The organism is Anaeromyxobacter dehalogenans 2CP-C, assembly GCF_000013385.1.
Lineage (GTDB): Bacteria > Myxococcota > Myxococcia > Myxococcales > Anaeromyxobacteraceae > Anaeromyxobacter > Anaeromyxobacter dehalogenans_B.
Genome location: NC_007760.1, coordinates 2,918,174 through 2,945,000 on the forward strand (window position 1 = coordinate 2,918,174; position 26,827 = coordinate 2,945,000).

Genomic DNA, 26,827 nt, shown 5'->3' on the forward strand with positions numbered 1-26,827 from the left:
CGCTCAGCGGTGGAGCGCGCGCTCGAGCGCGCGCGCCTGCTCCAGGTCGAGCCGCTCGAGCAGGTCGTGCGACCGCACCAGCGCGGCGAAGTCGCTCCCGCGCAGGTCGAGCCCGAGCGCCCGGGGCGCCCCCGCGGCGGCGAGCAGCAGCGCCGAGACCAGGACCCAGGCCGCCAGCGCGCCCTTCGCCCCGCCGAGCAGCGCCCCCAGCCCGCGGTCGGCCGGGCCGCGCACCACCGCGGACACGCCGGTGGCGCGCAGCACGAGCGCGCCCACCAGCGACACGAGCGCCCAGGTGCCGAGGAACAGGAGCGCCGGGGCGGCCGCGCGCGCCACCAGCCCCGGCATCCAGCGGTCGAGGCCGCCCGCCACCGCGCCGGCGAGGTGCCGCGCCGCGAGCCAGCCCAGCACCGCGCCGCCCAGCTCGACCAGCTGGCGCAGCGCGCCGCTCATCGCGCCGGCCACCGCGGCCAGCGCCAGCACCGCGAGCACGGCGAGGTCGAGCGTCACGCCTACTTGATCCGGTAGTCGCCCTTGGGGCGGAGCTTCTCGGCCTCGGCGGCCACCAGCGCGAGCTGCTCCTTGAAGCGGGCGTTGGCCGGCTCGTACATGAGCGCGCTCTTCAGCGCCCGCTCGGCCGCTTCCCAGCGCCCCGCCTGGATCTCGGTGAGCGCGGCCGCGTAGAACTTGCGGCCGTTCGGCGTCTGCCCGAGCTGCTCCTCCAGCTTCCGCTTCTGCTCCTCCTTCACCGCCGCCTCGTCGGCCTCGGTGAAGCGGAGCTTGCGCTCGCGGTCCGGCCCGGAGATGTCGGCCAGGTAGCGCGCGCGCTTCCGGTCGTCGCGCAGCACCGTGTACGCCTCGTTCACCCGCCGGTAGATGCGGCCCACCAGGTCGCGGACCTCGGCGCTCGGCACCGCCGCGTAGCGGTCCGGGTGGAAGGTGCGCGACTCGCGGTAGTAGGCCGCCTTGATCTCCGGCGGCGTGGCCGTGGCGGGGATCTTCAGCACCCCGTAGTAGTCGAGCTGGTCGAGCGCGGCCGCCAGCGTCTCCACCTCGATGAGGAACTGCGCGTCCATTCCGTCCCGTCCGTCCGCGGACCGCCCGGCCGGTCAGGCCGCGCGGGGGCCGCGCGCGAGCTCGATGCCCGCGTTGTCGTCGATGGCCTTGCGGAGGTCCTGCTCCGAGAGGCCGGAGGAGAGGCTGATGGTGGTCGAGGTCTTCTGCCCGGTCTCCAGGTCGGTGGCGGAGACGTTCACGATGCCGTTCGAGTCGATCTCGAACGTCACCTGGATCTGCACCTCGCCGCGGTAGCCGATGCGGAACCCGGTGAACTCGAACTCGCCCAGCAGCTCGCAGCCGTCGGCGCGGTTCGACTCGCCCTGGTAGACGCGGATCCGCACCCGGTCCTGGCCGTCGCGGCTGGTGGTGAAGGTCTTCGACTTCTCGATGGGGATGGGGGTGTTCTTCTCGATGATCTTCTCGGTGAACCCGCCCACCGTGCCGACCCGCAGCGAGAGCGGCGTCACGTCCAGCAGGTAGCTGGCCTGGCCGGCGGTCGCCGCGGTGGTCGAGAGCAGCGCGCGCGCCTGGATCGCGGCGCCGAGCGCGACCACCTCGTCCGGATCGACCCCGGTCATCGGCTCGCGCTGGAAGTAGTGGCGGACGCTGTTGCGGATGATGGGCAGCCGGGTGGGCCCGCCCACCAGGATGACGGCGTCGATGTCCCCGGCGGTGAGGCGCGCCGACTGCAGCGCCTCGTCGCACACCTTGAACGTGCGCTGCACCAGGTCCATCACCATCCGGTTGAACTGGTCCTGGGTGAGCTTCTGGGCGAGGTCGATGACCTCGCCCTCCGGCGACTGGCAGATGCCGGGCACCTGGATGGCGGCCACCCCGTCGCGCCCCACGTCGATCTTGGCGCGCTCGCCCGCCTCCTTCAGCATCTGGAGGCAGAACTTGTTCTGGCGGAGGTCGAGCCCGTGCTTCGCCAGGAAGTCGTCGGCGAGCCAGGTCATGATCCGGTCGTCGAAGTCGTCGCCGCCGAGGTAGGTGTCGCCGGCGGTGGACAGCACCTCGAACACGTCCTTGCCAATCTCCAGGATCGACACGTCGAACGTGCCGCCGCCGAGGTCGTAGACGCAGATCTTCTGGTTGATGTCCCGGCCGAACCCGTAGGCGAGCGCCGCCGCGGTGGGCTCGTTGATGATGCGCAGCACCTCGAGCCCGGCGATGCGGCCGGCGTCCTTGGTGGCCTGGCGCTGGTTGTCGTTGAAGTAGGCCGGGCAGGTGACGACCGCCTTCTTCACCTCGCGCCCGAGCGCCGTCTCGGCGATGGCCTTCATCTCCTTCAGCACCAGCGCGGAGACCTCGGGCACCGAGAAGATCTTGTCGCGGACGCCGATGCGGACCGAGTTGTTCGGCCCCTCGACGATCCGGTACGGCATCACCGCCTGCGCCTTCTTCACCTCGTCGGAGAAGTAGAAGCGGCCGATGAGGCGCTTCGCCGAGTACACGGTGTTCTCGGCGTTGGTGATGATGTTCTTCTTCGCGTCGTTGCCGACCAGCACCGTGCCGTCGTCGAGGAACGACACCACCGACGCGTGCGTCCGCTCCCCCCATTCGTTGGGGAGCACGGCGGGCGGCGCCTCGTCGCCCTGGGCGGTGGCCACACAGCTGTAGCTGGTTCCGAGATCGATACCGACGGCGATGTCGTCGCTCATGATGGTGCGGGAGCCCGGCGAGGAGGCCCAGCGGTTTCGCCGGGTTACGGCATCCTAGCGGCGCGTTCGGGAAGCTGTCAAACGCAGCGAGCCTCCGCGGCGCGCACGGTCGGGCTGTCCACGTCGGAGCCCCGCGTTATTACTCTTTGGGTGGCGGCCACCGCCACGCCGGACGACCAGGAAGGAGCGCCATGGGCGCGCTCGCAGCCATCCTCCAGAGCGATCCGAACCTCATGCGGTGCCAGCTCGCCCGGCTGAGGGCGAACGTGTCCCTGCAGGACGGGGACGTGCTGCCGGACGCGTACGGGTTCGGCTACTACCAGGCCGGCAGCGTCCTGCTCGGGAAGCGTCCCACGGGTGCGCCGTCCGCGCTCGCGCTCCCCGACCTCGTCGGGCGGGTGGACTCCGAGGCGGTGCTGGTCCACGCGCGCCGCGCCACGCTCGGGACGGCGAAGGACGAGAACACCCATCCCTTCCGGTTCCGGCGGTGGCTGTTCGCCCACGACGGCGCCATCGAGGGCTTCGACCAGGTGAAGCCCAGGCTCCTCGAGGGCCTCCCCGAGTTCCTGCGGCGCAACATCGCCGGCGACACCGACTCCGAGCACGCGTTCATGTGGTTCCTCAAGCTGCTCCGCGACGAGGGAGCGCTCGACGATCTGGACCTCGACGCCCAGGTGGCCGGGCGCGCGCTGGCCCGCACCGTGCGCCAGCTCGAGGCGTGGTGCCGGGAGGTGGGCGAGCAGCGGCCCTCGCGGCTGTGCTTCGTCGCGACCAACGGCCGGTCGCTGGTCGCCACCCGGCGCGGCGGCCCGCTGTTCTACGCGCTGCTCGAGGGCATCGTCCCCTGCGAGCTGGACGAGATCGGGCCGGACACGCCGGAGAGCGATCCGCGCGTCCGGCCGCACCGCCGCGTGAAGGCGGTCTGCTTCGCCTCGCGGCTCCTCGCGCCGAACGGCTTCATCGAGGTGCCCGAGGGGAGCGTCGTCTCGGTGAGCCGGACGCTCCAGGTGACGGTGTCGTCGCTCGCGAACGCGTAGCGCTCCGCCCGCCGGCCCCTACAGCAGCGACCAGGGCCGGGGCACGAACAGCTCCTCCCAGGTCGCGAGCGCGAACCGGTCGGTCATCCCCGAGAGCCAGTCGGTGACGGCGCGCTCCAGCCCCTCGCCGTCGCGCGGGACGACGCCGTGGCGGGTGGCCAGGCGCGCCGGGTCCTCCAGGCACCACTCCCAGAGATCGCGCAGGATGCGCTGCGCCTTCACGAACTCGTCGTGGACGACCGGGTTCTCGTAGACGCGCGCGTACAGGAAGTCGCGGAGCGCCAGCAGCGCCTGGTGCACGTCCGGCGACATCTCGATGTGCCCGCCGCCGTCCACGTCCGAGCGGCGGATCACGTCGTGGACCAGCGTGGCGAAGCGCTCGGAGCGCCCGCCGCCCAGCGTGCGGCGGATGTCGGCCGGCAGGTCGGCCTCCGCGAACAGGCCGGCGCGCAGCGCGTCGTCGAGGTCGTGGTTCACGTAGGCCACGATGTCCGCGATGCGGACGATCTCCGCCTCGAGCGTGAGCGCCTTCTCGCCCGAGCCCTTGAGCAGCACGTTGCCCTTGCCCTTCGAGTGCCGGAGGATCCCGTCCCGCACCTCGGCGGTGAGGTTGAGGCCGCGGCCGTCCTTCTCGAGCACGTCCACCACCCGCACCGACTGCACCACGTGGTGGAAGCCGCCCGGCACCTCCTGGTTCAGCACCCGCTCGCCGGCGTGGCCGAACGGCGTGTGGCCGAGGTCGTGGCCCATCACCATCGCCTCGACCAGCATCTCGTTCAGCCGCAGGGCGCGGGCGATGGACCGCGCCACCTGGGCCACCTCCAGCGTGTGCGTGAGCCGGGTGCGGTAGTGGTCGCCGCGGGGCGCGAGGAACACCTGCGTCTTCCCCGCCAGCCGGCGGAACGCCTTGCAGTGCAGCAGCCGGTCGCGGTCGCGCTGGAACGCGGGGCGCTCCGGATCCGGCTCCTCGGGGCGGGCGCGGCCGCGCGAGGCGGCGGAGCGCGCCGCGCGCGGGTGGAGCGTGCGCTCCTCCAGGTCCTCCAGCATCTCGCGGATGGTTCCCGATCCCGGTGTCATGCCGTGCCCCTCGCGCCGGGCGGTGCGGCCGCACCCCGGCGCTGCCCTACTTAGCGCCCGCCCTCCGGCCTGTCACCGGTAGAAGGAGGCCTCGAGGGTGGCGAGGAGCAGGTTCGACGCCGCGTGCACGAGCACCGGCGCGACCAGGCCGCCGGTGCGCGCGCGCAGCCAGCCGAAGAGCAGGCCGGGCAGCAGCGTGGCGAGCCGCCAGGGCTGGAGCGTGACGAGGTGCCCCGCCGCGAACAGGAGCTGGGTCCGCAGGAAGCCCGCGCCGAGCCGGGCGCCGAGCACGGTCCGCCCCTCCCCCGGCGCGGTGCGCGCCCACGACGTCTGCATCCACCCTCGGTAGAACAGCTCCTCCGGGAGCGCCACCACCAGCACCTGCACCGCGACCAGCCGCAGCGCGTGGTCCGGGAGGCGCGGCGCCAGGTGCGGCGCCCCGGCGTAGGGCGCGAGCGCGCGGGCGAGGCCCTCCGGCAGGCGGGGGAGCACCTCCGCGTACGCCCAGAAGCCCGCCACGAACGGCGGGAACACCACCGCGCAGGCGAGGAGCGCCGCGAGCGCCCCGCGCCCGAGCGCGCGCCAGGTGCGCGGATCGCGGGCGCCGTGCCAGGGCAGGCCGTAGGCGTCCCACCCCTCGCCTCGCGCGCGCAGGCGCGCGTCGGGGAGCGCGATGAACGCGAACGCCGCCACGCCGGCCAGGTTCGCGCCGAGCAGCCCGGTGGGCTCCACCAGCGCCACGGCCTTCGCCAGCGCGATCGCCAGGATGGCCATCGCCCAGGTCCCCACCAGCGTCCGCGGCGGATCCGGCGGGGCGGGCGCGGCGCCGGCGTTCGGGAGCGGCTCGGGCACGCCGCCGGGATCGCACGGCCCTCCGGCGCGGTCAACCGGCGTCACCCTCGTGTGTGTGCGTGCCGGACGTGTGGGGGCGCAGGGGGCGAGCGGCCCCTCGTCCGCTTCACGCAGCGTGTGCTAAGGCTCCACCGCCACCGAGGAGTGTAACCATGACCCCCGCTCGCTCGTCTCTTGGTCGTAAGCTCTGGCCTGGCCTCGCCCCGCTCGCGCTCGTCGCAGGCGTGCTGCCGCTGCTCGCCCCGACCTGCGGGGACCTGCAGCCCGGCCCCAAGGTCTTCTCCCGCGGCTCCCTCGTCATCCCGACGGACCGCTGCTACCAGTTCCAGACCGACGGCGCGACCGGCACCGGCCAGCCCGCCGGCTGCCCGCAGGCGGCCGACCCGGGCGACGCCATCAAGGCGTACGGCCTCGTCTACCAGCTCATCCGCAACGACGTGGCGGTCTACTGGGCGATCGATCCGGCCAAGGCCTCGCTCACCGCCCACGACTTCGCCATCCAGTACGACGGCGGGTTCCCGGCGCTCTCGTACGACTGGGCCAGCGGCGGCACCGGCGCCCCGCCCACGCAGGACCACGTGATCCGCTACATGGGCGGGCCGTTCGTGGTGGACGGCGCCGACCAGGCCAAGGCCTTCGCGGTGCTGCAGCGCTACAGGGCCACCTTCGAGGCGGTGAACGTCCACGTGGCGAACGTGGCGTTCCGCGCGCCGGTCGCCAAGGTGATGGCGGGCGGGTGGAGCGCCGGCGGCGCGGTGCCGCCCAAGCTCGCGCTGCTCGACATCGGCTCGGGCAACCTGACCTCCACCTCGCCGGTGACGGTCACCTCGGCGAAGAACGCCGAGCCGGTGATCTCCGGCTACCTCGCCCGCGCCGGCATCGGCTCGGGCACGGCCGCCGGCACCGCCGCGGGGCCGCACGGCGAGATCTACGACCGGCTGGGCATCGAGGACTTCCAGCCGGCGCCCGGCTCCACCGACTACCGCACCAGCCGCTTCTTCCAGAACGGCTACCAGATCCTGTGGGTGCCGCACTGGGTGGCGCCCGGCTCCTGCTCCAGCTTCGGCAGCAACAGCGCCTGCGCGTCGTCGCTGTACCCGCCCGCCAAGGTGGACCAGGTGCTGCGGACCATCGCCGGGTTCGTGAAGGACGGGAAGGACGTGTTCGCGGAGTGCGCCGGCCTGGGCAGCTTCGAGGGCGCCTTCAAGCGCGGCTCCAACGGCTCGTACACCCTCGACTACTCCGACGGCTTCGAGGACGTGGCCGCCGGCCTCTCCACCCGGTTCCAGACCACCACCGGCGTCCGCTACAACGAGCTCCCCACCAGCCCGTTCCCCGCGCCCGCGGTGGTGGGCAGCTTCGCCTCGCCGCTCATGCAGCTCGGCGACTTCCCGTTCAAGCCGCTCACCGGCGCGGTGGAGGACTACCGCCCCGCCGACGCGTCCTCGGGCGGCGCGTACCGGCCCGGCGTGCAGCGCCTCATCGGCGCGAGCGATCCGTACGGCACCTGGGACTACTTCACGCTCCGGCCGGCCGACGCGACGCGCGGCACCGTCGTGTACCTGGCCGGCCACAGCTACTCCGGCGTCCAGGGCAGCTTCCAGATCGCGGGCTCGCGCCTGGTGCTGAACACGCTCTTCAACCTGGGCGCGGGCTGCACCGAGAGCGGCGTCTCCTGCGACACGGGCCGGCTGGGCGTGTGCGGCAAGGGCGTCCTGCGCTGCTCCGCCTCCGGCGAGCCCGTCTGCGAGCAGGTGAAGGGCCCGGCCGCCGAGGTCTGCAACGGCCTGGACGACGACTGCGACGGCCTGGTGGACGAGGACCTCGAGCAGGCCTGCTACGGCGGGCCGCCCGGCACCGAGAACGTGGGCGTGTGCCACGCCGGCGTGTCCACCTGCGCCCGGGCCGCCGACGGCAGCTACGCGATGACCGCGTGCGCCGGCGCGGTGCTGCCCTCGGCGGAGAGCTGCAACGGCCTCGACGACGACTGCGACGGCCAGGCCGACGAGGACCTCACCCAGGCCTGCTACTACGGGCCGGAGCGCAGCCTCGACCCCGTGACGCGGCAGCCGCGCGGCGCCTGCCGCGCCGGCGCGCAGGCGTGCACCGCCGGGAGCTGGGGCGCGTGCACCGGCCAGGTGCTGCCGCAGCCGGAGGTGTGCCTGGCCGAGGGCGGCGGCGGCACCGCCTCGGACGAGGACTGCGACGGCGCCATCGACAACGGGTGCCAGGCCTGCACCGAGGGCGTCCAGCGCGCCTGCTACACCGGGCCCGCCGGCACCGCCGGCGTGGGGCTGTGCCTCGCCGGCGTGCAGACCTGCGGCCCCGGCGGCCAGTGGAGCAACTGCGCGGGCGAGGTCCTGCCGTCGGCGGAGCAGTGCCGCGACGGGATCGACCAGAACTGCAACGGCATGGCGGACGACGGGCCGCCGGCCTGCGCCGCCTGCCGGGCCGGCGAGACCGAGACCTGCTACGACGGCCCGGCCGGCACGGCCGGGGTGGGCCTGTGCGCGGCGGGGGCGCGCGCCTGCGTGGGCGGCGAGTTCGCCGGCGCCTGCGCCGGCCAGCTCCTGCCCGCGCCGGAGCTCTGCGACGGCCAGGACAACGACTGCGACGGCGGCGTGGACGACGGCGCCAGCTGCGGCGACGGCTTCGCCTGCGTCCACGGCGTGTGCGTGCCCTCCACCTGCGGCGTCGAGCTGCCCTGCCCCGAGGGCTACACCTGCGGCGCCGGCGGCGCCTGCGAGCGCGGCACCTGCGGCGGCGCCGTCTGCCCGGACGGCCTGGCCTGCTCGTACGGAGCGTGCAACGACCGCTGCGCGGGCGTGGAGTGCGGCGACGGCGCCGTCTGCGCGCGCGGCACCGGCACGTGCGTGGGCGGCAGCTGCTACCTGGCCGGCTGCCCGGCCGGCGAGGCGTGCCGCGGCGGCGCCTGCGTCGCCGACCCCTGCGCCGGCCTCACCTGCCCGGCCGGCACGTTCTGCCGGCAGGGCGACTGCGTGCAGGCGTGCACGTTCGTGACCTGCCCGACCGGCCAGAAGTGCGGCGCGGACGGCTTCTGCGAGCCGGACGCCTGCGCCGGACGGACCTGCGCGCCCGACCAGCGCTGCCAGGCGGGCGCGTGCGTGGCCGATCCCTGCGCCCACCTGGGCTGCGGCCGCGGGCAGGTGTGCCGCGACGGCACCTGCCTGGACGACCCGTGCTCCGGCGTGACCTGCCCGGCCGGCGCCTGCATCGACGGTCAGTGCTACGCCGCCGGCAGCGCGCCCGTCCACGGGACGCCCCCGGCCTCCGCCGGAGGGGGCGGCGGCTGCGCCTCGGCCGGCGGCGACGCGGGCCTGCTCTCCGCGCTCGGCGCGCTCCTCGCGCTGGCCGCGCTGCGCCGCGCGCGCCGCGGCGGGGGGCCGGCCGTGCGCTCCGCGCTCGCGCTCGCGGCCCTGCTCGGGAGCGCGTGCAAGGGCGGCGGCGACGCGAAGGGCTTCGATCCCGCCTCCTGCGAGACGAGCTGCGAGGGGGAGCAGCGCTGCATCGACCTGCGCAGCGACCCCGCGCACTGCGGCATGTGCGGCAACGCCTGCGGCGCCGGCCAGGTCTGCGCCGCCGCCACCTGCGGCCCGGGCGGCCCGGTGGCGCCGTACGTCCGGCAGCTGACGCCCGGCGCCGCGCCGCGCGGCGGCCTGGCGTCGGTGACGGTGGAGCTGTCGGGCGATCGCTTCGCGGCCGGCGCCACCGTGCGCACCGCCTCGGACGCCGGCACGCGCACCTGGCCCGCGGAGCTGACCGGAGCCGGCCAGCTCCGCGTCCAGCTCGCGCTCGCCGACGCGCCCGCGGGCGCGCTCTGGCTGCGGGTGGTCAACCCGGACCACGTGATCTCCAACGCGGTCCGCTTCGACGTGGTGAGCCCCGAGCCGCACCTGGCCGCGGTCACGCCCGCGGCCGCGCCCGCCGGCGCCGTCACCACGCTCCTGGTGGAGGGCACGGGCCTCGGCACCGCGAGCCGCTGCCGGATCCGCGGCGACCGGCTGGCCGAGCAGGGGCTCCCCTCGGCGCCGGGAGATGCCGGCCTCACGTGCACGCTCGACGCCACGCTCCTGCCGCCGGGCGCCGGCTACCAGCTCTGGGTCGTGAACGACGCGATCCCCTCGCCGCTCGTCTCCAACGCCCTCCCGTTCGCGGTGGTGAGCCAGGTGCCGGTCGCGGCGGAGGTGAGCCCGAGCGGCGGCGGCGCGGGCGAGCTCGTCTCGCTCACCGTGACCGGCGACGGCTTCGACCTCGCGAGCCGCGTGGTGTTCGACGGCGTCGAGCAGCCCACCACCTACGTGGACGCGAACCGCCTGCTGGTCGGCCAGCTCCGGCTCCCCGGGTGCGCGGTGGGCACCTGCACCTCCGAGGTCTGGGTGCGCAGCGGCCAGGACGCGGACTCGAGCCGGCTCGCGTTCGTGGTGGGCGCCTCCCCGGCGCGGATCACCGGCTTCTCCCCCGCGACCGCGTACCAGGGCGACACGGTGACGCTCGCCTTCGCGGGCACCGGCCTCCCCGCCGACGCGCAGGTGCAGGTGCAGCCGCCCGGCGGCGCCTTCCGCCCGCCGCTCCCCTCGACCGTGGACGCGGCCGGCACCTCGGTGGCCGCCCCGCTGTCGCTCGCGGGCGAGCCCGAGGGCGCGTGGCTCGCGCGCGTGTGGTTCCCCGGCGCCGGCGCCGCGTCGGCCACCTGGACCCTGCGCGTGCTGTCCAACCAGGCCATCCTGCAGGCCGCCAGCGTGCGCGGCCGCGAGCAAGGCGCGGCCGCCGTGCCGGTGACGCTCACCGCCGCGAACCTGCGGCCGCCGCTCGCCGACGTGCGGGTGATCTTCACCGGCGCCGCCGCCGAGCTGGTCCCCACCGGCACCACCGCGACCAGCGTCACGGTGAGCCTCTCCACCGTGGGCCTGGACACCGGCTCGTACGCGCTGCAGGTCCGCAACCCCGGGGCCACCCCGTCCAACGCGCTCTCGTTCAACGTCACGCCGGGCGCGCCCACGCTCGCGGGCGTCAGCCCTGCCTCGGCCCGCCAGTCCGACGTGCCGGTCACGGTCACCCTCACCGGCACCAACTTCGCGAGGCCCGACGCCTCCGGCACCGGCGGGTCGGCGGTGATGGTGACCTCCGATCTCATGCCGGGCTGGCCCGGCGCGCCCACCTTCCAGGCCGTGCCGGGGACGGTGACGGTGGAGAGCCCGACCCGGATCACGGTCCAGCTCGACACGCGCGCGGCGTACGCCGCGCCGGGCAGCGGCACCGCCTACCGCATCGCGGTGTGGAACCCGGGCGGCCCGACCCCGCCGCAGCGCTCCGACGCCGGGCAGGCCGCCTCGTCGCTGCCCGCCTTCACCGTGCTCCCCTGAAGCGCGCACCGGCCGGCCGGGCGGGGCGCGCCCTCGAGGGCGTGCCCGCCCGCGCGGCCGGCCGCGGCGACGCGCGACGATGCGCCCTCAGGCGCGCGGCGCGCCGTCGGGCCCCGCCACGGCCGCCAGGGCGGCGGCGGCGTCGAACGGCTTGCGCAGGACCTCGTCGGCGCCGAGCCGGCGGTAGACGTCGCGCTCGCCCTCGCCGATCCGCGAGGACATGAGGACGAGGCGCGTCTTCCGCCAGTGCGGGTGCGCCTTGAGCAGGCGGCAGACGTCTGCCCCGTTCAGCCGCGGCATGTAGACGTCGAGCAGCACCGCGTCGGGCTCGACCGAGGCCATCTTGCGGAAGACCTCCTCGCCGTCGGCGGCGGTCGCCACCTCGAAGCCGGCGTCCTCGAACGCGACGGTGAGCGCGTCGATCACCGCCTTCGAGTCGTCCACGATGAGGACCTTCCGGCTGCCCATGATCCCGGGCGTTATACTCGATCCCGCCATGGTCCGGGAGCCTGCGGTCGCGGGAGCGTTCTACGACGCCCGGGCGGCGACGCTCGCCGCCGAGGTGGACGGCTGGCTGTCGGCCGGCGGCGCGCCCGCCCCGGCGCTCGGGGTGCTGGTGCCGCACGCCGGCTACGTCTACTCGGGCGCGGTGGCCGGCGCGACGTTCGCGCGCGTGGCGGTGCCGCCGCGCGCCATCGTGCTCGGCCCCAACCACACCGGCCTCGGGCACGCCGCTGCCGCCCTGTGGCCCGGCGGCGCCTGGCGCACGCCGCTCGGCACCGTGCCGGTGGACGCCGAGCTCACCGCCGCGCTGGCGGCCGCGCCCGGCGTCGCCGGCGACCGGCTCGCCCACCTCCGCGAGCACTCGCTGGAGGTCGAGGTGCCGTTCCTGCAGCGCGCCCGGCCCGGCGTCGCCATCGCGGCGCTGTGCCTCGGGCCGCTCTCCTTCGCCGAGTGCGAGGCGCTCGGGACCGCGGTGGGGGCGGCGGCGCGGGCGGCCGGCGCGCTGGTGGTCGCGTCCTCGGACATGAGCCACTACCTCCCGGCCGCCGAGGCCCGCCGGCGCGACCGGCGCGCGCTGGAGCGGCTGCTCGCGCTCGACGCCGAGGGGCTCTACGACGTGGTGCGCCGGGAGGGGATCACCATGTGCGGCATCGTGCCGGCCACGGTGATGCTGGTGGCGGCCCGCGCCCTCGGCGCGACCGGCGCCGAGCTGGTGCGGTACGCGCACTCCGGCGAGGTGAGCGGCGACGACGACGCGGTGGTGGGCTACGCCGGCGTGGTCGTGCGCTGAACGGGATCCCGCTCGTCCCGAGCGTAGCGCCGCCCTCGGCGGCGCGGAGTCGAGGGACGCAGCCGCGGCAGCAGCGCCGCGCCCGCGAGGAGCAGGGCGCCCAGCGCGCCGCCGCCGCCCGCGCTGCACCCGCCGCCGCCGCCGCTCTTCTTGCCGCTGATCTCCTGGACCGGGCCCGCCGCGGTGTAGATCGCGCAGACGCCCTCGACGTCGTCCGCCGCCAGCGTCCGCTTCTGGATCTCCTTCGGCGGGGCGGTCGGGTACATGGTGACGGCGTCCGATCCCGGCGGCAGGCTGGCGCAGGCCGGGGTGGATCCGACCGCCTTGCTCTCGCACGGATGCGCCAGCCCGATGAAGTGGCCGGCCTCGTGCGTGAGCGTGTTCTGCAGGTCCTCGTAGCCGCAGCCCGCCTGCCCGTACGTCCCGCAGGTCTGCCCGAGCGTCGAGTCGCTCCCGCAGGTGAAGTACCAGCCCTCCGGCGCGCCGCCGATCCCGGTCACGCCGGCGCCCGCGCCGCTCCAGTCCGCCACCTCGGTGTCGGCGTCCTGGATCGCCCCCGTGTTCGGGTTGTAGATGATGGTGGTGATGGCGAGCACGCTCCTGCCCAGCCCGCCCTCGTCGTCGAAGCAGTCGTACTCGTTGTCGCACGAGGCGCTCGAGTAGCAGGCGTCCGCCCGCGCCGCCGCGAGGTCCGAGCACCAGCCCTTCCGGAAGGCCACCACGTGCTCGCCGCTCGTCCCCATGCCCGTCTGCGCGATGGCGGTGCTGGTGGTCCCGCCGAACGGCAGGGAGACGTGGGCGCACGGCGCGCTCGCGCCCGCGCGCGTGGCGCCCTCCCAGGCGGCGAACGCGGCCTGCGCGGCCTGCACCGCCGGATCGCCGGCGGAGGAGGGCTGGCAGCTCGGCGAGTCGCCGCCGCGCACCGGGTTCACCTTCCAGGTCACGGCCGAGGGATCCGGCCAGTAGAAGCAGACCGTGAGGCCACCGTTCGTCGCGCAGGACCGCTGGTAGGCCTGCGCCGGCCACGCGGCGAGGAGCGCCAGCGCCGCCGCGATCGCGCGCGCGCTCATCGCGCCGCCCTCACCCGCCGCTCCAGCTCGGCCAGGGAGGTCCGGGCGATGCGCGCCTCGCCGGCGCGCGTCGGCGCGGCGAGCTGGTCGGCCTCGTCCACGTCCGGCTCGGCGCGGTCGCCGTCCACGCGGAACGTCCCGAGCGCGAGGCCGTTCACGCGCCAGCCGCCGCCGCGGCGGTAGAGGAACAGCACCACCTCCTCGCCGTTCGCGAGGCGCGGCGCCGCGCTCACCCACATCCCGACGTCGCCCACCACGCCGCCGGGCACGGTGACCGTCACGCGGGCGCCGGGGCTCCCCTTCCACGCGCTCGAGACCGCGACCACCACGTCGGTGACGATGCGGCGGCCGTCCGCCTCGAGGCGCGACGCCTGCCGCTCCACGCGGCCGCGCACGACCGCGTCCGACGATCGGGCCGCCTCCTCGATGGTGGTGGAGCGGAAGGTCGCGGCCGCGGCGGGAAGCGCCAGCGCGGAGAGGAGCAGGGCGAGCGCTCTGTGCACCGGGCGATTGTAGCTATGGTAGCTTGCGCCCGCCATGGACAAGCCCCGCGTACGCTTCGCCCCCTCCCCCACCGGTTACCTCCACATCGGCGGCGCCCGCACGGCGCTGTTCAACTGGCTCTGGGCGCGGCGCAACGGCGGCACCTTCGTCCTCCGCATCGAGGACACCGATCGCGAGCGCTCCACGCAGCTCGCCGTGGACGCCATCCTCGACGGGCTGCGCTGGCTCGGCCTCGACTGGGACGAGGGCCCGGGCGTGGGCGGGCCGCACCCGCCCTACTTCCAGACCGAGCGGCTCGACCTGTACAAGGCGCACGCCGAGCGGCTCATCCGGGAGGGCAAGGCGTACGCGTGCTACTGCACGCGCGAGGAGCTGGACGCGCAGCGCAAGCAGGCGGAGGCCGAGAAGCGCCAGTTCCGGTATCCGGGCACCTGCCGCGACGAGCCCTACGATCCCTCGCGACCGCACGTGGTCCGCTTCCGCGTGCCGGACGCCGGCGCCACGAGCTGGAACGACCTCGTGAAGGGCGTCATCTCCACGCCGCACGACACGCTGCAGGACGAGGTGATCCTGCGCGGCGACGGCGTGCCGCTCTACAACTTCGGCGCGGTGGTGGACGACATCACCATGGAGATCAACCTGGTCGGCCGCGGCGACGACCACGTGAACAACACCGCCCGCCAGATCCTCATGTACGAGGCGCTCGGCTACCCGGTGCCGACGTTCGCGCACTTCCCGATGATCCTGGGCGCGGACAAGGCCCGGCTCTCGAAGCGCCACGGCGCCACCAGCGTCACCGCGTACCGCGACCTGGGCTTCCTGCCCCAGGCGGTGGTGAACTACCTCGTCCGCCTGGGCTGGTCGCACGGGGACCAGGAGCTGTTCACGCTGGACGAGCTCGTCCGCTACTTCGACCTGAAGGACGTGGGCGCGACCGCGGGCGTGTTCAACCTGGAGAAGATGGCCTGGGTGAACCACGAGTGGCTGAAGCGGCTCTCGCCGGAGGAGCTGGCGAAGCTGGCGCTGCCGCACTTCCGCGCCGCCGGCCTGCCCGCCGAGGACGACGAGAAGCTCCGGCACGTCTGCGCCGTCGCGCGCGAGCGCGCGAAGACGCTGGGCGAGTACGTGCAGCAGTTCCGCTACTTCTACGCGCCCATCGCGCTCGACCCGAAGGCGAAGGCCAAGTTCCTGACCGCCGACACGAGGCCGGTGCTCCAGGCAGTCCGCGACGCCATCGCCGCGCTCCCCGCGCTCGAGACGCAGGCCGTGGAGCAGGTGTTCCACGGCGAGGCCGAGCGCCGCGGGGTGGGCCTCGGCAAGGTGGCGCAGCCGGCCCGGGTGGCGCTCACCGGCGGCACCGCCTCCCCGGGCATGTACGACGTGGTGCAGATCCTCGGGAAGGACGAGACGCTGCGGCGGCTCGACGAGGCCATCCGGGTCGCCGGCCAGCCGGGCTGAAATACCGGCTGGGCCCGCGCGTAGGGATCCGGCACTCACCCGGAGCCTCGTCATGCGCGCTCGCCTCGCCGCCGCCACGCTCGCCGCCCTCCTCCCCGTCCTGCCCGCCGTCGGCGCCGACCAGACCTGCCGCGTCCGGGTGGGGCCGGCGGGCCGGTTCGCGCAGGATCGCGACGTCGTGATCGGCGCCGGGGAGCGCGTGACCGAGGCCGTCGCGGTGCACGGCGACGTGATCGTCCGCGCCGGCGGCCAGGCCGAGAAGGCGGCGGCGCTCAGCGGGAACGTGGTGGTCCAGCGCGGGGGCGAGGCCGGCGAGGTGGTGAGCGTCGGCGGCGAGGTCCGGCTCGAGGACGGGGCCCACGTGTCGCGCCAGGCGGTCTCGCTCGGCGGGCGCGTCGATCGCGCCGCCGGCGCGCGGGTGGACGGCGAGGTGACGTCGCTGTCGCTCGAGGCCGGCGCGGTGAGTCTCCGGGGCGTGATGCGCGCCGCCGCGCCCACCGCGCGGTGCAGCGTGGTGCAGGACCCGTCGGTGGCAGGGGTGGACCTGACGGTTCGCTAGCGGACGGCGGCCCCGAGCGCCGGCGCGCGAGGTTGCGGGGCTCGCCCCGGTGGGATACCACCTCTGGCTGCATGAGCGACGCCCCTCGCCCCAGGAACTTCCTCGCGGAGATCGTCGAGGCCGACCTGGCCGCCGGCCGGAACGGCGGCCGCGTGGTCACCCGGTTCCCGCCCGAGCCCAACGGCTACCTCCACATCGGCCACTCGAAGTCGATCCTGCTCAACTTCGGGCTGGCCCGCGCCTACGGCGGCCGGACCCACCTCCGGTTCGACGACACCAACCCGGTGACCGAGGAGACCGAGTACGTCGAGGCGATCCAGGACGACGTCCGGTGGCTGGGCGGCGACTGGGGCGGCCACCTGTACTTCGCGTCCGACTTCTTCGACCGGATGTACGCCTGCGCCGAGCGCCTGGTGGGCGAGGGGCTCGCCTACGTGGACACCCAGCCGCAGGAGGCGATCCGCGAGCAGCGCGGCAGCTTCGACCGCCCCGGCGTGAACAGCCCGTTCCGCGGCCGATCCGTCGCCGAGAACCTGGACCTGCTGCGCCGCATGAAGGCGGGCGAGTTCCCGGACGGCGCCGCGGTGCTGCGCGCGAAGATCGACATGAGCCACCCGAACGTGCTCATGCGCGATCCGCTGCTGTACCGGGTCCGCCACGCCCGGCACCACCGGACCGGCGACGCCTGGTGCATCTACCCGATGTACGACTTCGCGCACCCGCTGGAGGACGCCTGCGAGGGCGTCACGCACTCCATCTGCACGCTGGAGTTCGAGTCCAACCGCGAGCTGTACGACTGGGTGCTCGACCACACCGGCCCGTGGGACCCGCGGCCGCGCCAGTACGAGTTCGCGCGGCTCGCGCTCGGCTACACGGTGATGTCGAAGCGCAAGCTGCTGCGGCTGGTGAACGAGAAGCGCGTGTCGGGCTGGGACGACCCGCGCATGCCCACCGTGGCCGGGATGCGCCGGCGCGGGGTGACGCCGGAGGCGCTGCGCGACTTCGCGGACCTCATCGGCGTCGCCAAGAACAACAGCCTGGTGGACATCGGCAAGCTCGAGTTCGCGATCCGCGCCGACCTGGAGCGGCGCTCGCCGCGCGCCATGGCCGTCGTCCACCCGCTGGCGGTGTCGATCGAGAACTGGCCCGCCGGCAAGGTGGAGGAGCTCGACCTGCCCTGGTGGCCCGGCGAGCCGGAGCGCGGCGGCAGCCGCAAGGTGCCGTTCGGCGGGGAGCTGTTCATCGAGCGGGACGACTTCGCGCTCGACCCGCCCAAGGACTGGAAGCGGCTCGCGCCCGGGCGCGAGGTCCGCCTGGCCGGCGCCTACGTGATCCGCTGCGACGAGGTGGTCCGCGGCCCCGGCGGCGAGGTGCGCGCGCTGCGCTGCACCTACGATCCCGCCTCGGGGACCGGCGAGGGCGCCGCCCGGCGCGCGGGCGGCACGCTGCACTGGGTCCACGCCGGCCTGTCGGCCCCGGCCGAGGTCCGCATGTACGATCGGCTGTTCGCGGTCGAGCAGCCCGACGCGGAGGAGGACTTCCTCGCCGCGCTCAACCCCGGCTCCCTGTCGGTCGCGAAGGGCGCCCGCGTCGAGCCGGCGCTGCGCGACGCCCTGCCCGGCAGCCGGTACCAGTTCCTCCGCCAGGGCTACTTCTTCGCCGACCCGGTGGACTCCGTCCCCGGCGCCCCGGTGTGGAACCGGACCATCACGCTGAAGGACACCTGGAGCGCCCGGGCCCGCGAGGCCGCGCCCGCGCCCGCGCCCGCGCCCCGCCGCGCCCGCGAGCCGCGCCGCGAGGAGGCCGCCGCCGCGCCGGCCGCGCCCCGCCGCAGCCGTGCCGAGGCGCGGGCCGAGCTCCGCGCCGCGAACCCCGCGCTCGCCGCCCGGCACGCGCACTACCTGTCGGCGCTGCGGCTCCCCGCCGACGACGCCGACCTCCTCGCCGCCGATCCCGGCACCGCGGCCTACTTCGACGCAGCGGTCGCGGCCGGCGCGCGGCCGGCCACCGCCGCGAAGTGGCTGCTCAACGACCTCGCCGGCCTCGCCGGCGACCGCGCGCTCGCCGCCCTCCCGCTGGACGGCGCCGCGTTCGGGCGGTTCGCCGCGCTGGTGGACGCGGGCCGCCTCACCCCGGCCGCGGCGAAGACGCTGCTCGCCGAGCTCGCCGCCGGCGGCGGCGATCCCGAGGCGCGGATGCAGGCGCTCGGCCTGGAGCGCCGCGAGGACGCGGGCGCGCTCGAGGCCGCGCTGGAGCGGGCGCTCGCCGCGCACGCGGCCGAGGCCGCCCGCTACCGCGCCGGCGAGCAGAAGCTGCTCGGCGTGCTGCTCGGCGCGGTGATGCGCGAGGTCGGCGGCGCCGCCGACGCGGCCCAGGTCCGCGCGGCCCTCCAGAAGAAGCTCGGCTAGCCGGGACGCCGGCCGGCGCGCTGCGCGGACGTGGCCGCCCTGCGACCGCGGGGCCGGCGCGCGCCGCCGCGCGGGCGCGCCGCGTCGCGGGCTCAGAAAAGAAAAAACCCCGAGAACCGGACGAAGTTCTCGGGGGCACAGATGGTGACCCGTACGGGATTTGAACCCATGTTTTCGGCGTGAGAGGCCGACGTCCTGACCGCTAGACTAACGGGCCACGAAGCGCTGCATGTCTATCCTCGGTCGAAGCGGCAGTCAACGCCGAGGAACATCAAAGTGGCTGGGGGACTAGGATTCGAACCTAGATAGCCAGATCCAGAGTCTGGCGTCCTGCCGTTAGACGATCCCCCAATAGTCAGTCGCCCTTCCTGACGAGCACGAAGACGCGGACCTCGCCCTTCAGCTCGTACACGTTCAGCCCTTCCCACTGCCCCGGCCGCGGCTCCGGGTTGACGATGTGGACGGCCTTCACACCGGGCTGATCGGCGATCGGCCGCCGGGCGAACCGGGGTCCGTACGTCTGACGGAAGAACCGGATCGTCTCCTCGTAGGTCTTGGGAACCCGGTAGCGGTTCTCCGCGACCTTCACCGCGCCGTCCGGGAGCACCGCGCCCGCCACCTTCACGTCGGCGAGGGCGATGCCCGGCACGGCCACGAGGACCGCGACGAGGGCGGCCTTATATCGGGCAAAAAGGGTCACGGTCAAGCGTTCCGTGTACCGGTCCCGTCCCCGCCCGTCAACCGCGCCGCCGGGCCGCCCGCGAGGCCCGGGCTGCGGCGTTCCGTCCCGCCTCCGGGCCATGCGGCGTCAGCGCCACACGCCCACCAGCCCGCCCTTGTGGCCGGCCTCGCGCAGCTTCAGCTCGCCCCGCTTCAGCGCCGCCGCGGCATGGGGGCCGACCCAGTAGCCCTTCGGATCGCTGCGCCGCCAGCTCTTGCGGAAGAGCTGGTGGACCTCCTCGAAGATGCCCTTCAGCGCGAGCGGCTTGCCCTTGCGGTCGTTCGGGTCGTCGGTGACGTCGAGCTCCGCCCAGAGCCGGCCCGCCACGAGCTCACCGGCGTCGTTCCGCACCGAGCGCTCGTAGTGGAACACCGGCGACGGGACCTCCTCGATGACCAGCATCCCCTTGTCCGGCCCGCGCTTCAGGGGGTGGACGATGACCGGGCCGAGCCGCTCCACCGCCAGGTAGTAGGCGGGCTGGTCGAGCGCCTCGACGGCGTCCTCGTCCACCGGGACCGGCTGGTAGCCCGGGGGGATCAGCTCCGGGTACGCGGTCAGCTCGCGCCGGGCGAGGTGGCGGAACACGGCCCGCTCGTCGTCGGGCAGCATGAAGTAGCGCAGCGTGGCGGCCATGCGCGCGGACGTTAGCGCAAAACCGCCCGCGCCGCGCGGTCGCCGGCCGCTCCCCGGAGCGGGGCCGGCGCCTACCCGCGGCCGGGCCGCGTGAGCCGCGCGGCGTCGAGGGCGCGCCGCGCCTGCGCCGGCGTGAGGCCGCCCCGCTCGACCGCGAGGTCCACGATGGACCGGCCGGTGGCCACCGACGCCTTCACGATCTCGGCGGCCGCGGCGTAGCCGAGCCGCGGGGCGAGCGCGGTGGCGAGGCTCACGGTGCGCTCGGCGTAGTGCCGGGCGCGCTCCCGGTCGGCCTCGAGCCCGCGCGCGCAGCGCGCGTCGAACGCGCGCACGGCCCGGGCCAGGATGTCGAGCGCGTGGCACAGGTCGAACGCCACCAGCGGCATCATCACGTTCAGCTCGAGCTGGCCGCCGCTCGCGGCCCAGGCCACCGCGCCGTCCAGCGCGACCACCTGGTACGACACCATGGCCAGCATCTCCGCCATGGAGGGGTTCACCTTGCCCGGCATGATCGACGACCCGGGCTGCACCGGCGGCAGGCGCAGCTCGCCGAGGCCGGTGTTCGGCCCGCTCCCGAGCAGCCGCACGTCGCCGCCGATCCGGAGCAGCTCCAGCGCCGCGGTGCGGAGCGCCCCGGACAGCGCCACGAACGGCGCGAGCGACTGCATGGCGTAGAACGGGTTCGGCGCCGGGGTGAGCGGGACGCCGGTGAGCCGCTCCAGCTCCTGCACCACCCGCGGCCGGTAGCGAGCGTCCGCGTTCAGGCCGGTGCCGACCGCGGTGCCCCCCAGGCCGAGGACCGACAGCTCCGGCAGCGCGTCGCGCACGCGGCCCGCCGCCGCGCCCAGCGCCGCGGCCCACCCCGACACCTCCTGGCCGAGCCGGATGGGCGTCGCGTCCATGAGGTGCGTCCGGCCGGACTTCACCACGCCGTCCCAGGCGCGCGCCTTCGCGTCGAACGTGCCGGCCAGCGCGGACAGCGCCGCGATCACCTCGGGCGCGAGCTCGAGCGCGGCGAGCCGGATGGCGGTGGGCACCACGTCGTTGGTGGACTGCGCCATGTTGACGTCGTCGTTCGGGTCCACCAGCGCGCGGTCGCCGCGCCGCCCGCCGAGCAGCTCGCAGGCGCGGTTCGCGAGCACCTCGTTCACGTTCATGTTGTGCGAGGTGCCGGCGCCGGCCTGGTACACGTCCACCACGAACTGGTCGCGGTGGCGGCCGGCCAGGACCTCGCGCGCCGCCTGCTCGATGGCGCGCGCCTTCCGGCGCGGCAGCAGGCCGAGGCCGGCGTTGGTGCGCGCGGCGGCGAGCTTGATGCGGACGGTCGCGTCCACGAACGCCGGATGCGCCCGCAGGCCCGAGACGGGGAAGTTCTCGACCGCGCGAGCGGTCTGGGCGCCGTAGAGGGCCGTCGCGGGGACGGTCATCTCGCCCATGGTGTCGCGCTCGATCCGGGTGCGGGCGCCGCGTGCGGCGCGGGCGCGGGGCTGTCTGGCCATGTGAGGTCGCCTCCCAGGCGAGTCTACGTGTGCGGCGGCTCGCCTGCTCCGGAAACGTACCGGCGGGCGGCTCGCCGGGCCGGCGCCGACCCTGGGCCCGCTCCCGCGGTCCCCGCCCGCATGTGGCTGTGCCACCGCGAGGGGGTGCCGACCCCGCCGAACCGCCTCACCCTGGAACGAGCGCGGCTAGGCTCGCGGCGGACGCGTGTGCGCGGGGACGGGGCGTCACGGCTCCGGCACGGAGCCTCGGAGGCAACATGGGCAAGGCGTGGCGTGGATTGGCGCTCGTCGGAACGATCGGCGGGCTCCTGGCGATGGCGGCGGCGGGCGGGTGCGGCGACGGCCGCAAGGACAAGGGTCCCGGAGGCGGAGGAGGAGGTGGCGGCGGCGGGGGCGGAGGAGGAGGGACCTCGGCCAGCCAGCTGAACATCACGATCCAGTCGGCCGACGTCCCGGCCACCGGCAACCCCACGGTGACGTTCAAGGTCACCGACGCGGCCGGCAACCCCATCGACCTGCTCGCCGAGATCGCCAACGCCGCCGCGAGCGGCACGCCGCCCGCGCCGCGCATGAGCCCGCGCTTCTCGCTCGCGCAGCTCGAGGACGACGGGACCTACACGCACTACTACGAGACCACGGTGAACGCGCAGCCGTACACCGACGCGGGCGGGACGGCGCAGACGCCGTCCGGCTCCGCCGTGCAGCCGCGCACCGAGCCGCCCAGCGGGCCGTTCCCGACGAGCCAGCTCGCGGCGCAGGGCGGCGGCGTCTACACGTACACGTTCTCGCCGCCCACCACCGACGCCGCGAAGCGGGAGCGGACGCGGACGCACACCGTCGGCATCTGGGCCACGCGCACGGTGAGCGAGGGGACCCCCGCCGCCGAGGTCGCCTACCCGGCCAGCGCCACGTTCAACTTCGTGCCGGGCGGCGGCACGGCGGCGAAGTACGAGACCGTCACCGACGCCGCCTGCAACGTCTGCCACGGCCGGCTCGAGGCCCACGATCGTCGCATCGGCACGCAGCTCTGCATGACCTGCCACGCCGGCGACAAGGGCACCACCTACGCCGATCCCGAGTCCGGGAACACCATCGACTTCCGCAACATGATCCACCGGATCCACTCCGGCCAGGCCGGCTACCACATCGTCGGTTTCCGCCAGACCGACGTCACCTTCTCCGACATCACGTTCCCGCAGAACATCCGCAACTGCACCACCTGCCACTCCGGCGCGAACGCCGACGACTGGAAGAACAAGCCGTCCGCGGTGGCGTGCGCGTCCTGCCACTCCAACCTGCGCTTCGACGCCTCCGCCTCGGCCGACTGCACGCAGGGCCACGTCGAGACCGCGGCCTGCAACCACCCGTTCGGCGTGAACGCGACGGCGAACTGCGCCGGCTGCCACGCCGCGGGCGGCAACCTCGGTCCGGACAAGGTGCACGTGGTGCCGCAGCTCGCCGCGGCCGCGACGTACAAGTACGAGATCGTCGGCGTCACGGTGGGCGGCGACCGCATCCCGGTCGTCCAGTACCGCGTGCTGCAGAACGGCGCGCCCATGGCGCTCGACGCGGAGCCCTGGACGCACGGCGCCGCCAGCCGCCTGTTCGTGGACGTGGGCTGGCCGTCGGTCGAGTACGACAACGCCGGGGCCGGCGAGAACGGCCAGCCGGTCCAGCTCAACGCGCTCACCGCCGCGGCGGGCGGCGTGGGCACGCCGGTCGCGGGGCAGACCAACGTGTACCAGGTGACCTCGACCGTCGCGCTCCCCGCCGGCGTGGACCAGTTCACCGTCGCGCTGGAGGGCCACCCGGCCATCGCCGACCCGTTCAACGCCGGCCAGTTCCTGCGGGTCCCGGTGACGAACGACGTCAAGTACTTCACGGCCGCGGGCGCGGCCGGCCAGGCGCGGCGGACGGTGGTGGCGGTCGAGAACTGCAACAAGTGCCACGGCGTGCTGAGCGCGCACGGCCAGAACCGCAACGGCACCACGCAGGTGTGCGTGGTCTGCCACAACCCCGCCGGCACCGACGCGGCCCGCGTCCCCGCCGGCGGCACGGTCGAGCCCATCGACTTCAAGGTGCTCGTCCACCAGATCCACGCCTCCGAGATCAAGCAGAACGAGGTCACGATCTACGGGTTCGGCGGCTCGGCGAACGTGTTCCCGCTCGAGTTCCCGAACCAGATCGGCAACTGCGCGCTGTGCCACGCCGGCACCAGCTACCAGCTGCCGCTCGCGGCCGAGGTGAAGGACACCATCAACCCGGCCGGCGGCACCACGCCGAAGACCATCGCGGTGTGCACGTCCTGCCACGACACCGTGAAGTTCGACGGCTCGGCCGCGCAGAAGTGCGGCCCCGGCGTCATGGGCGACTGCAACCACTCCGGCGGCAACCAGACCGGCGACGCGCAGTGCGCCACCTGCCACGGGCCGGGAACGCTCGCGGACGTGGCCAAGGTGCACCCGATCTCGGCGCCGGCGCCGTAGCGGCGCGCGATCGCGGAGCGGCGGGGCCCGGCGGGATCCGTCCTGCCGGGCCCCTCGCGTTCGCGGGCGCGCCCGCGCTACTGGACCTCGATCTCCTGGGCCTGCGCGCCCGCGTCCACCACGTACCAGATCCGCACCCGGCGCCCGTGCGCGAGCGCCACCGCCGGGCCCGCGGGGCTCCCGGCGCGATCGAACACCGGGACGTCCGGCCCGACCTGGAACGTCACCACGCCGGCGGGGGTGGTGACGCGCAGCAGGCCGCGGGCCGGATCGCTGGACAGCACCGCCCCGCTGTCGCAGCGGGTGCGCTCGGTGACCGGGGCGTGGCGGGGCGCGGGGAACGGCGCCGCGGCGAGCGCCAGCGCGAGCAGGAGGGCGGGCATGGGCGGGAGTATCGCCCCGGCCGGCGGGGGCGCGCCAGCGGACGGCCGGTCGGCGCCGGCGTGTCAGGGCGCGCGGGACGGGAAGGCGTCGGGCGGCGCCAGCGCGACGCCGAGCCGGCCGGCGAGGCGGCGGAGCGCGAGCTCCGTCTTGGCGTCCTCGATCTCGCCGGCCTCGCAGGCGCGCACCGCGGCCTCGAGCCCCCGCCACTCCAGCACGGCGCCCTCCTCCAGCGGCGACCCGTCGCCGTCGCCGCCCGCGTCGTACGGCCCGTCCACCGGCGGGCGCGGCACCTCCACCTCGAGCAGGTGGATCTTCTCCGACGCGATCCCCGGGAGCAGGAAGAACGGGCCGCCCAGCGGCCGCAGCGCGCCGGGGGCGACCTCCACCCCCGCCTCCTCGCGCAGCTCGTCCGCGCCCCGCCGCTGCAGCGCGGCCAGGCCCGTCTCGCCCGGCTCCACCACCCCCGCCACGATCTCCTCGACCAGCAGGTACTCGGGCTCGGGGAGCGCGGCGCGCTTGCCGCGCCGGAAGTACGCGGCCGGGCGGAGCCCGCGCCGGGTGAGCACCTCGACCCCGCGCGGCGTGCGGGCCCATGCGCAGACCGCCACCGCGTCCAGCGCCGGGCGGTCGATCACGTCGATGGGGTACTCCGGCGAGGCGCTCCCGTCGGCGCGCCGGTTCCGGGCGCGCAGCCGCCGGAGCCGCAGGAACCCCTCGTCCAGGCGGGCGTGCGCGCTGCGGTCCTCGACGATCTCGATGGCGGTCACGCGGGGCATGCCGGGATGGTGCACCGGCCCCGGGCCCGAGGGAAGCGGCGCTCGCCCCCATGTCCGTCGCGCCCGGGGCGCCGGCCGCTCCCGGCCAGGGGTCGTTCGCGGCGGGGGCCGTTCCCAACTTTTCCGCGGAGGAAGCCCGATGAGCACACCGGAGACCCTGGCCGAGCTCGGCCGCCTGCTGCAGCTGGAGGTGGACGCTGCCACGGCGTACGCGGCCGCGATCTCGGCCGCCGGGCCGGGGGCCCTGCGCGAGGAGCTGACCCTGTTCCAGGCCGACCACCAGCGCCGGGCGCTCGCCCTGCACGAGGCGTTCGCGCGCCTGCGCGCCTCCCCGCCCGAGATCCGCCCGAACGTGCGCGGCGCGACCATCGGCGCACGCCAGGCGCCCGCCGGACGGCCCGGCGCCCGCGAGCTCATCGCGGCCCTCAGCGGCAACGCGCGGCTCGCCGGCGACGTGTACGCGAGCGCGCTGGCGCGCCCGCTGCCGCAGGAGGTCCGCGAGGCGGCCGAGCGCGCGCTCGAGGAGGAGCGCCGCCACCTGGGCCGCCTGCAGCGCCTGCGTGCGTCGGCCGCGCTCGCCTGAGCCGGCGCGCCGGGCTGCCGCGCCAAAAGAAAAAGCCCGCCAGAGCGGATTGCTCTGGCGGGCACGAAAAGATGCGGCAGCGACCTACTCTCCCACACCGCTTCCGGTGCAGTACCATCGGCTCTGGTGGGCTTAACTACCGTGTTCGGGATGGGAACGGGTGTGACCCCACCGATATAGCCACCGCAAACCTTTGAAAGAACGTGAGGCGTGTCGCCTCTCGACAACCGTTACGAAGGGAAAAGAAGAGCACCGCACCGCGGGGCCGCAGAGGGCCGCACTTCTACAAGGAATTCGATCTCGACCTCGAGCAGGTCGCCTACGACCTGAGAAAAGGGAGACCAAGCCGCACGCCCTATTAGTACCGGTCAGCTGAGCGCCTCACAGCGCGTACACCTCCGGCCTATCGACCTCGTCGTCTTCGAGGGGGCTTCAGGGGCTTGCGCCCGGGAGAAGTCGTCTTGAGGTTGGCTTCCCGCTTAGATGCTTTCAGCGGTTATCCGTTCCGCACATAGCTACCCAGCGATGCCTCTGGCGAGACAACTGGTACACCAGCGGTGCGTCCATCCCGGTCCTCTCGTACTAAGGACAGATCCTCTCACTTCTCCTACGCCCACGGCAGATAGGGACCAAACTGTCTCACGACGTTTTGAACCCAGCTCGCGTACCGCTTTAATTGGCGAACAGCCAAACCCTTGGGACCTGCTCCAGCCCCAGGATGCGATGAGCCGACATCGAGGTGCCAAACCGCGTCGTCGATGTGAACTCTTGGACGCGATAAGCCTGTTATCCCCAGAGTACCTTTTATCCGTTGAGCGATGGCCCTTCCATACAGAACCACCGGATCACTATGACCTGCTTTCGCACCTGCTCGACCTGTCGGTCTCGCAGTCAAGCTCCCTTATGCCATTGCACTCGACGCCTGGTTTCCAATCAGGCTGAGGGAACCATAGCGCGCCTCCGTTACCTTTTGGGAGGCGACCGCCCCAGTCAAACTACCCACCAGCCATTGTCCCCAACCCCGATGAGGGGTCCAGGTTAGACACCAGAAATCGACAGGGTGGTATTTCACCGTTGCCTCCCCCCGAGCTAGCGCCCAGGGTTCATAGGCTCCCACCTATCCTACACAATCAATTCCTAGTGTCAGTGGCAAGTTGTAGTAAAGGTTCATGGGGTCTTTCCGTCTTGCCGCGGGTAAACTGCATCGGCACAGCTATTTCAATTTCGCTGAGTCCCTGGTCGAGACAGCGCGGAAGTCGTTACGCCTTTCGTGCAGGTCGGAACTTACCCGACAAGGAATTTCGCTACCTTAGGACCGTTATAGTTACGGCCGCCGTTTACCGGGGCTTCGGTTCATCGCTTTGGCCTTGCGGCCTGACGAA

21 protein-coding genes, 2 tRNA genes and 2 rRNA genes (1 of these 25 only partly in view) are annotated in these 26,827 nt (G+C 74.3%); 8 read left to right on the top strand and 17 right to left on the bottom strand.

Annotation, left to right across the window (positions count from 1 at the left end; all coding sequences use genetic code 11):
- Positions 1 to 3: 3 nt before the first annotated feature.
- Genes ADEH_RS13370 through ADEH_RS13380 form a run of 3 tightly spaced genes read right to left on the bottom strand, consistent with a single transcriptional unit; the run spans position 4 to position 2,720 of the window.
- Entirely contained in the window at positions 4 to 510 is a 507-nt protein-coding gene (locus tag ADEH_RS13370; RefSeq protein WP_041453535.1) for a CvpA family protein, read from the bottom strand.
- A gap of 2 nt (positions 511 to 512) precedes the next feature.
- Complete coding sequence (locus tag ADEH_RS13375; RefSeq protein WP_011421639.1) at positions 513 to 1,076, bottom strand: J domain-containing protein; 564 nt, start codon at positions 1,074 to 1,076, stop codon at positions 513 to 515.
- Positions 1,077 to 1,109: 33 nt separating this feature from the next.
- Positions 1,110 to 2,720, bottom strand: coding sequence for an Hsp70 family protein (locus ADEH_RS13380; protein ID WP_011421640.1), 1,611 nt, complete (start codon positions 2,718 to 2,720; stop codon positions 1,110 to 1,112).
- A 191-nt stretch (positions 2,721 to 2,911) separates the two neighbouring features.
- On the opposite strand from ADEH_RS13380, the gene ADEH_RS13385 reads away from it, so the two are divergent.
- Complete coding sequence (locus ADEH_RS13385; protein WP_011421641.1) at positions 2,912 to 3,757, top strand: class II glutamine amidotransferase; 846 nt, start codon at positions 2,912 to 2,914, stop codon at positions 3,755 to 3,757.
- An 18-nt stretch (positions 3,758 to 3,775) separates the two neighbouring features.
- Here the strand turns inward: ADEH_RS13385 and ADEH_RS13390 are convergent, their stop codons facing one another.
- Both ADEH_RS13390 and mrtX read right to left on the bottom strand, forming a co-directional pair.
- Positions 3,776 to 4,834 (bottom strand): deoxyguanosinetriphosphate triphosphohydrolase, encoded by a 1,059-nt coding sequence (locus ADEH_RS13390; protein ID WP_011421642.1) that lies wholly within the window; start codon positions 4,832 to 4,834, stop codon positions 3,776 to 3,778.
- A gap of 72 nt (positions 4,835 to 4,906) precedes the next feature.
- Complete coding sequence (gene mrtX / locus ADEH_RS13395) at positions 4,907 to 5,686, bottom strand: myxosortase MrtX (protein ID WP_157061360.1); 780 nt, start codon at positions 5,684 to 5,686, stop codon at positions 4,907 to 4,909.
- Positions 5,687 to 5,838: 152 nt separating this feature from the next.
- On the opposite strand from mrtX, the gene ADEH_RS13400 reads away from it, so the two are divergent.
- Positions 5,839 to 11,070 carry a MopE-related protein gene (locus tag ADEH_RS13400; protein WP_011421644.1) on the top strand — a complete coding sequence of 1,744 codons (5,232 nt, stop codon included), beginning with the start codon at positions 5,839 to 5,841 and terminating at the stop codon, positions 11,068 to 11,070.
- 87 nt (positions 11,071 to 11,157) lie between these two features.
- On the opposite strand, the gene ADEH_RS13405 is transcribed toward ADEH_RS13400, so the two are convergent.
- Positions 11,158 to 11,538 carry a response regulator gene (locus tag ADEH_RS13405; protein ID WP_011421645.1) on the bottom strand — a complete coding sequence of 127 codons (381 nt, stop codon included), beginning with the start codon at positions 11,536 to 11,538 and terminating at the stop codon, positions 11,158 to 11,160.
- On the opposite strand from ADEH_RS13405, the gene amrB reads away from it, so the two are divergent.
- Positions 11,516 to 12,364, top strand: a complete 849-nt coding sequence (amrB, locus tag ADEH_RS13410) for an AmmeMemoRadiSam system protein B (protein WP_232287278.1) — start codon at positions 11,516 to 11,518, stop codon at positions 12,362 to 12,364. The two genes, ADEH_RS13405 and amrB, sit on opposite strands and share 23 nt — an antisense overlap.
- On the opposite strand, the gene ADEH_RS13415 is transcribed toward amrB, so the two are convergent.
- Positions 12,340 to 13,434, bottom strand: coding sequence for a peptidase M10 (locus ADEH_RS13415; protein ID WP_011421647.1), 1,095 nt, complete (start codon positions 13,432 to 13,434; stop codon positions 12,340 to 12,342). The genes amrB and ADEH_RS13415 overlap by 25 nt on opposite strands.
- On the bottom strand, positions 13,431 to 13,937 hold the full coding sequence (locus ADEH_RS13420) for a hypothetical protein (protein WP_041453536.1): 507 nt from the start codon (positions 13,935 to 13,937) through the stop codon (positions 13,431 to 13,433). Before ADEH_RS13420 ends, ADEH_RS13415 begins: the two co-directional genes overlap by 4 nt.
- 34 nt (positions 13,938 to 13,971) lie before the next feature.
- On the opposite strand from ADEH_RS13420, the gene gltX reads away from it, so the two are divergent.
- From gltX to ADEH_RS13435, 3 genes are all read left to right on the top strand, one after another.
- The gene (gene gltX, locus ADEH_RS13425; protein WP_011421649.1) at positions 13,972 to 15,396 is read left to right on the top strand and encodes a glutamate--tRNA ligase; all 1,425 of its coding nucleotides are present in this window, start codon (positions 13,972 to 13,974) and stop codon (positions 15,394 to 15,396) included.
- 52 nt (positions 15,397 to 15,448) lie between these two features.
- Positions 15,449 to 15,955: a hypothetical protein gene (locus ADEH_RS13430; RefSeq protein WP_011421650.1), complete on the top strand. Its 507-nt coding sequence runs from the start codon at positions 15,449 to 15,451 to the stop codon at positions 15,953 to 15,955.
- Positions 15,956 to 16,026: 71 nt separating this feature from the next.
- Positions 16,027 to 18,363 (top strand): glutamine--tRNA ligase/YqeY domain fusion protein, encoded by a 2,337-nt coding sequence (locus ADEH_RS13435; RefSeq protein ID WP_011421651.1) that lies wholly within the window; start codon positions 16,027 to 16,029, stop codon positions 18,361 to 18,363.
- Positions 18,364 to 18,505: 142 nt separating this feature from the next.
- Here the strand turns inward: ADEH_RS13435 and ADEH_RS13440 are convergent.
- The 5 genes from ADEH_RS13440 to ADEH_RS13460 form a co-directional block, all read right to left on the bottom strand.
- Positions 18,506 to 18,580, bottom strand: a tRNA-Glu gene (locus tag ADEH_RS13440).
- A gap of 60 nt (positions 18,581 to 18,640) precedes the next feature.
- Positions 18,641 to 18,714: transfer RNA gene (locus tag ADEH_RS13445), tRNA-Gln, on the bottom strand.
- Between the two features lie 4 nt (positions 18,715 to 18,718).
- A complete protein-coding gene (locus tag ADEH_RS13450; protein WP_232287497.1) occupies positions 18,719 to 19,063 on the bottom strand; it encodes a hypothetical protein in 345 nt (114 codons plus the stop codon).
- Positions 19,064 to 19,171: 108 nt separating this feature from the next.
- Positions 19,172 to 19,717: a hypothetical protein gene (locus ADEH_RS13455; RefSeq protein WP_011421653.1), complete on the bottom strand. Its 546-nt coding sequence runs from the start codon at positions 19,715 to 19,717 to the stop codon at positions 19,172 to 19,174.
- 71 nt (positions 19,718 to 19,788) lie between these two features.
- Positions 19,789 to 21,216, bottom strand: a complete 1,428-nt coding sequence (locus tag ADEH_RS13460; RefSeq protein ID WP_011421654.1) for an aspartate ammonia-lyase — start codon at positions 21,214 to 21,216, stop codon at positions 19,789 to 19,791.
- A 278-nt stretch (positions 21,217 to 21,494) separates the two neighbouring features.
- On the opposite strand from ADEH_RS13460, the gene ADEH_RS13465 reads away from it, so the two are divergent.
- On the top strand, positions 21,495 to 23,702 hold the full coding sequence (locus tag ADEH_RS13465) for an OmcA/MtrC family decaheme c-type cytochrome (RefSeq protein ID WP_232287279.1): 2,208 nt from the start codon (positions 21,495 to 21,497) through the stop codon (positions 23,700 to 23,702).
- A 77-nt stretch (positions 23,703 to 23,779) separates the two neighbouring features.
- On the opposite strand, the gene ADEH_RS13470 is transcribed toward ADEH_RS13465, so the two are convergent.
- Together ADEH_RS13470 and ADEH_RS13475 are read right to left on the bottom strand one after the other, a co-directional pair.
- Positions 23,780 to 24,085, bottom strand: coding sequence for a hypothetical protein (locus ADEH_RS13470; protein ID WP_012525300.1), 306 nt, complete (start codon positions 24,083 to 24,085; stop codon positions 23,780 to 23,782).
- A gap of 63 nt (positions 24,086 to 24,148) precedes the next feature.
- The gene (locus ADEH_RS13475) at positions 24,149 to 24,862 is read right to left on the bottom strand and encodes an NUDIX hydrolase (RefSeq protein WP_041453538.1); all 714 of its coding nucleotides are present in this window, start codon (positions 24,860 to 24,862) and stop codon (positions 24,149 to 24,151) included.
- 139 nt (positions 24,863 to 25,001) lie between these two features.
- On the opposite strand from ADEH_RS13475, the gene ADEH_RS13480 reads away from it, so the two are divergent.
- Positions 25,002 to 25,445 carry a hypothetical protein gene (locus ADEH_RS13480; protein ID WP_041453539.1) on the top strand — a complete coding sequence of 148 codons (444 nt, stop codon included), beginning with the start codon at positions 25,002 to 25,004 and terminating at the stop codon, positions 25,443 to 25,445.
- Between the two features lie 71 nt (positions 25,446 to 25,516).
- Here the strand turns inward: ADEH_RS13480 and rrf are convergent.
- Together rrf and ADEH_RS13490 are read right to left on the bottom strand one after the other, a co-directional pair.
- Positions 25,517 to 25,633: ribosomal RNA gene (gene rrf, locus ADEH_RS13485) — 5S ribosomal RNA — on the bottom strand.
- A gap of 149 nt (positions 25,634 to 25,782) precedes the next feature.
- Positions 25,783 to 26,827: ribosomal RNA gene (locus ADEH_RS13490) — 23S ribosomal RNA — on the bottom strand (it continues 1,936 nt past the right edge of the window).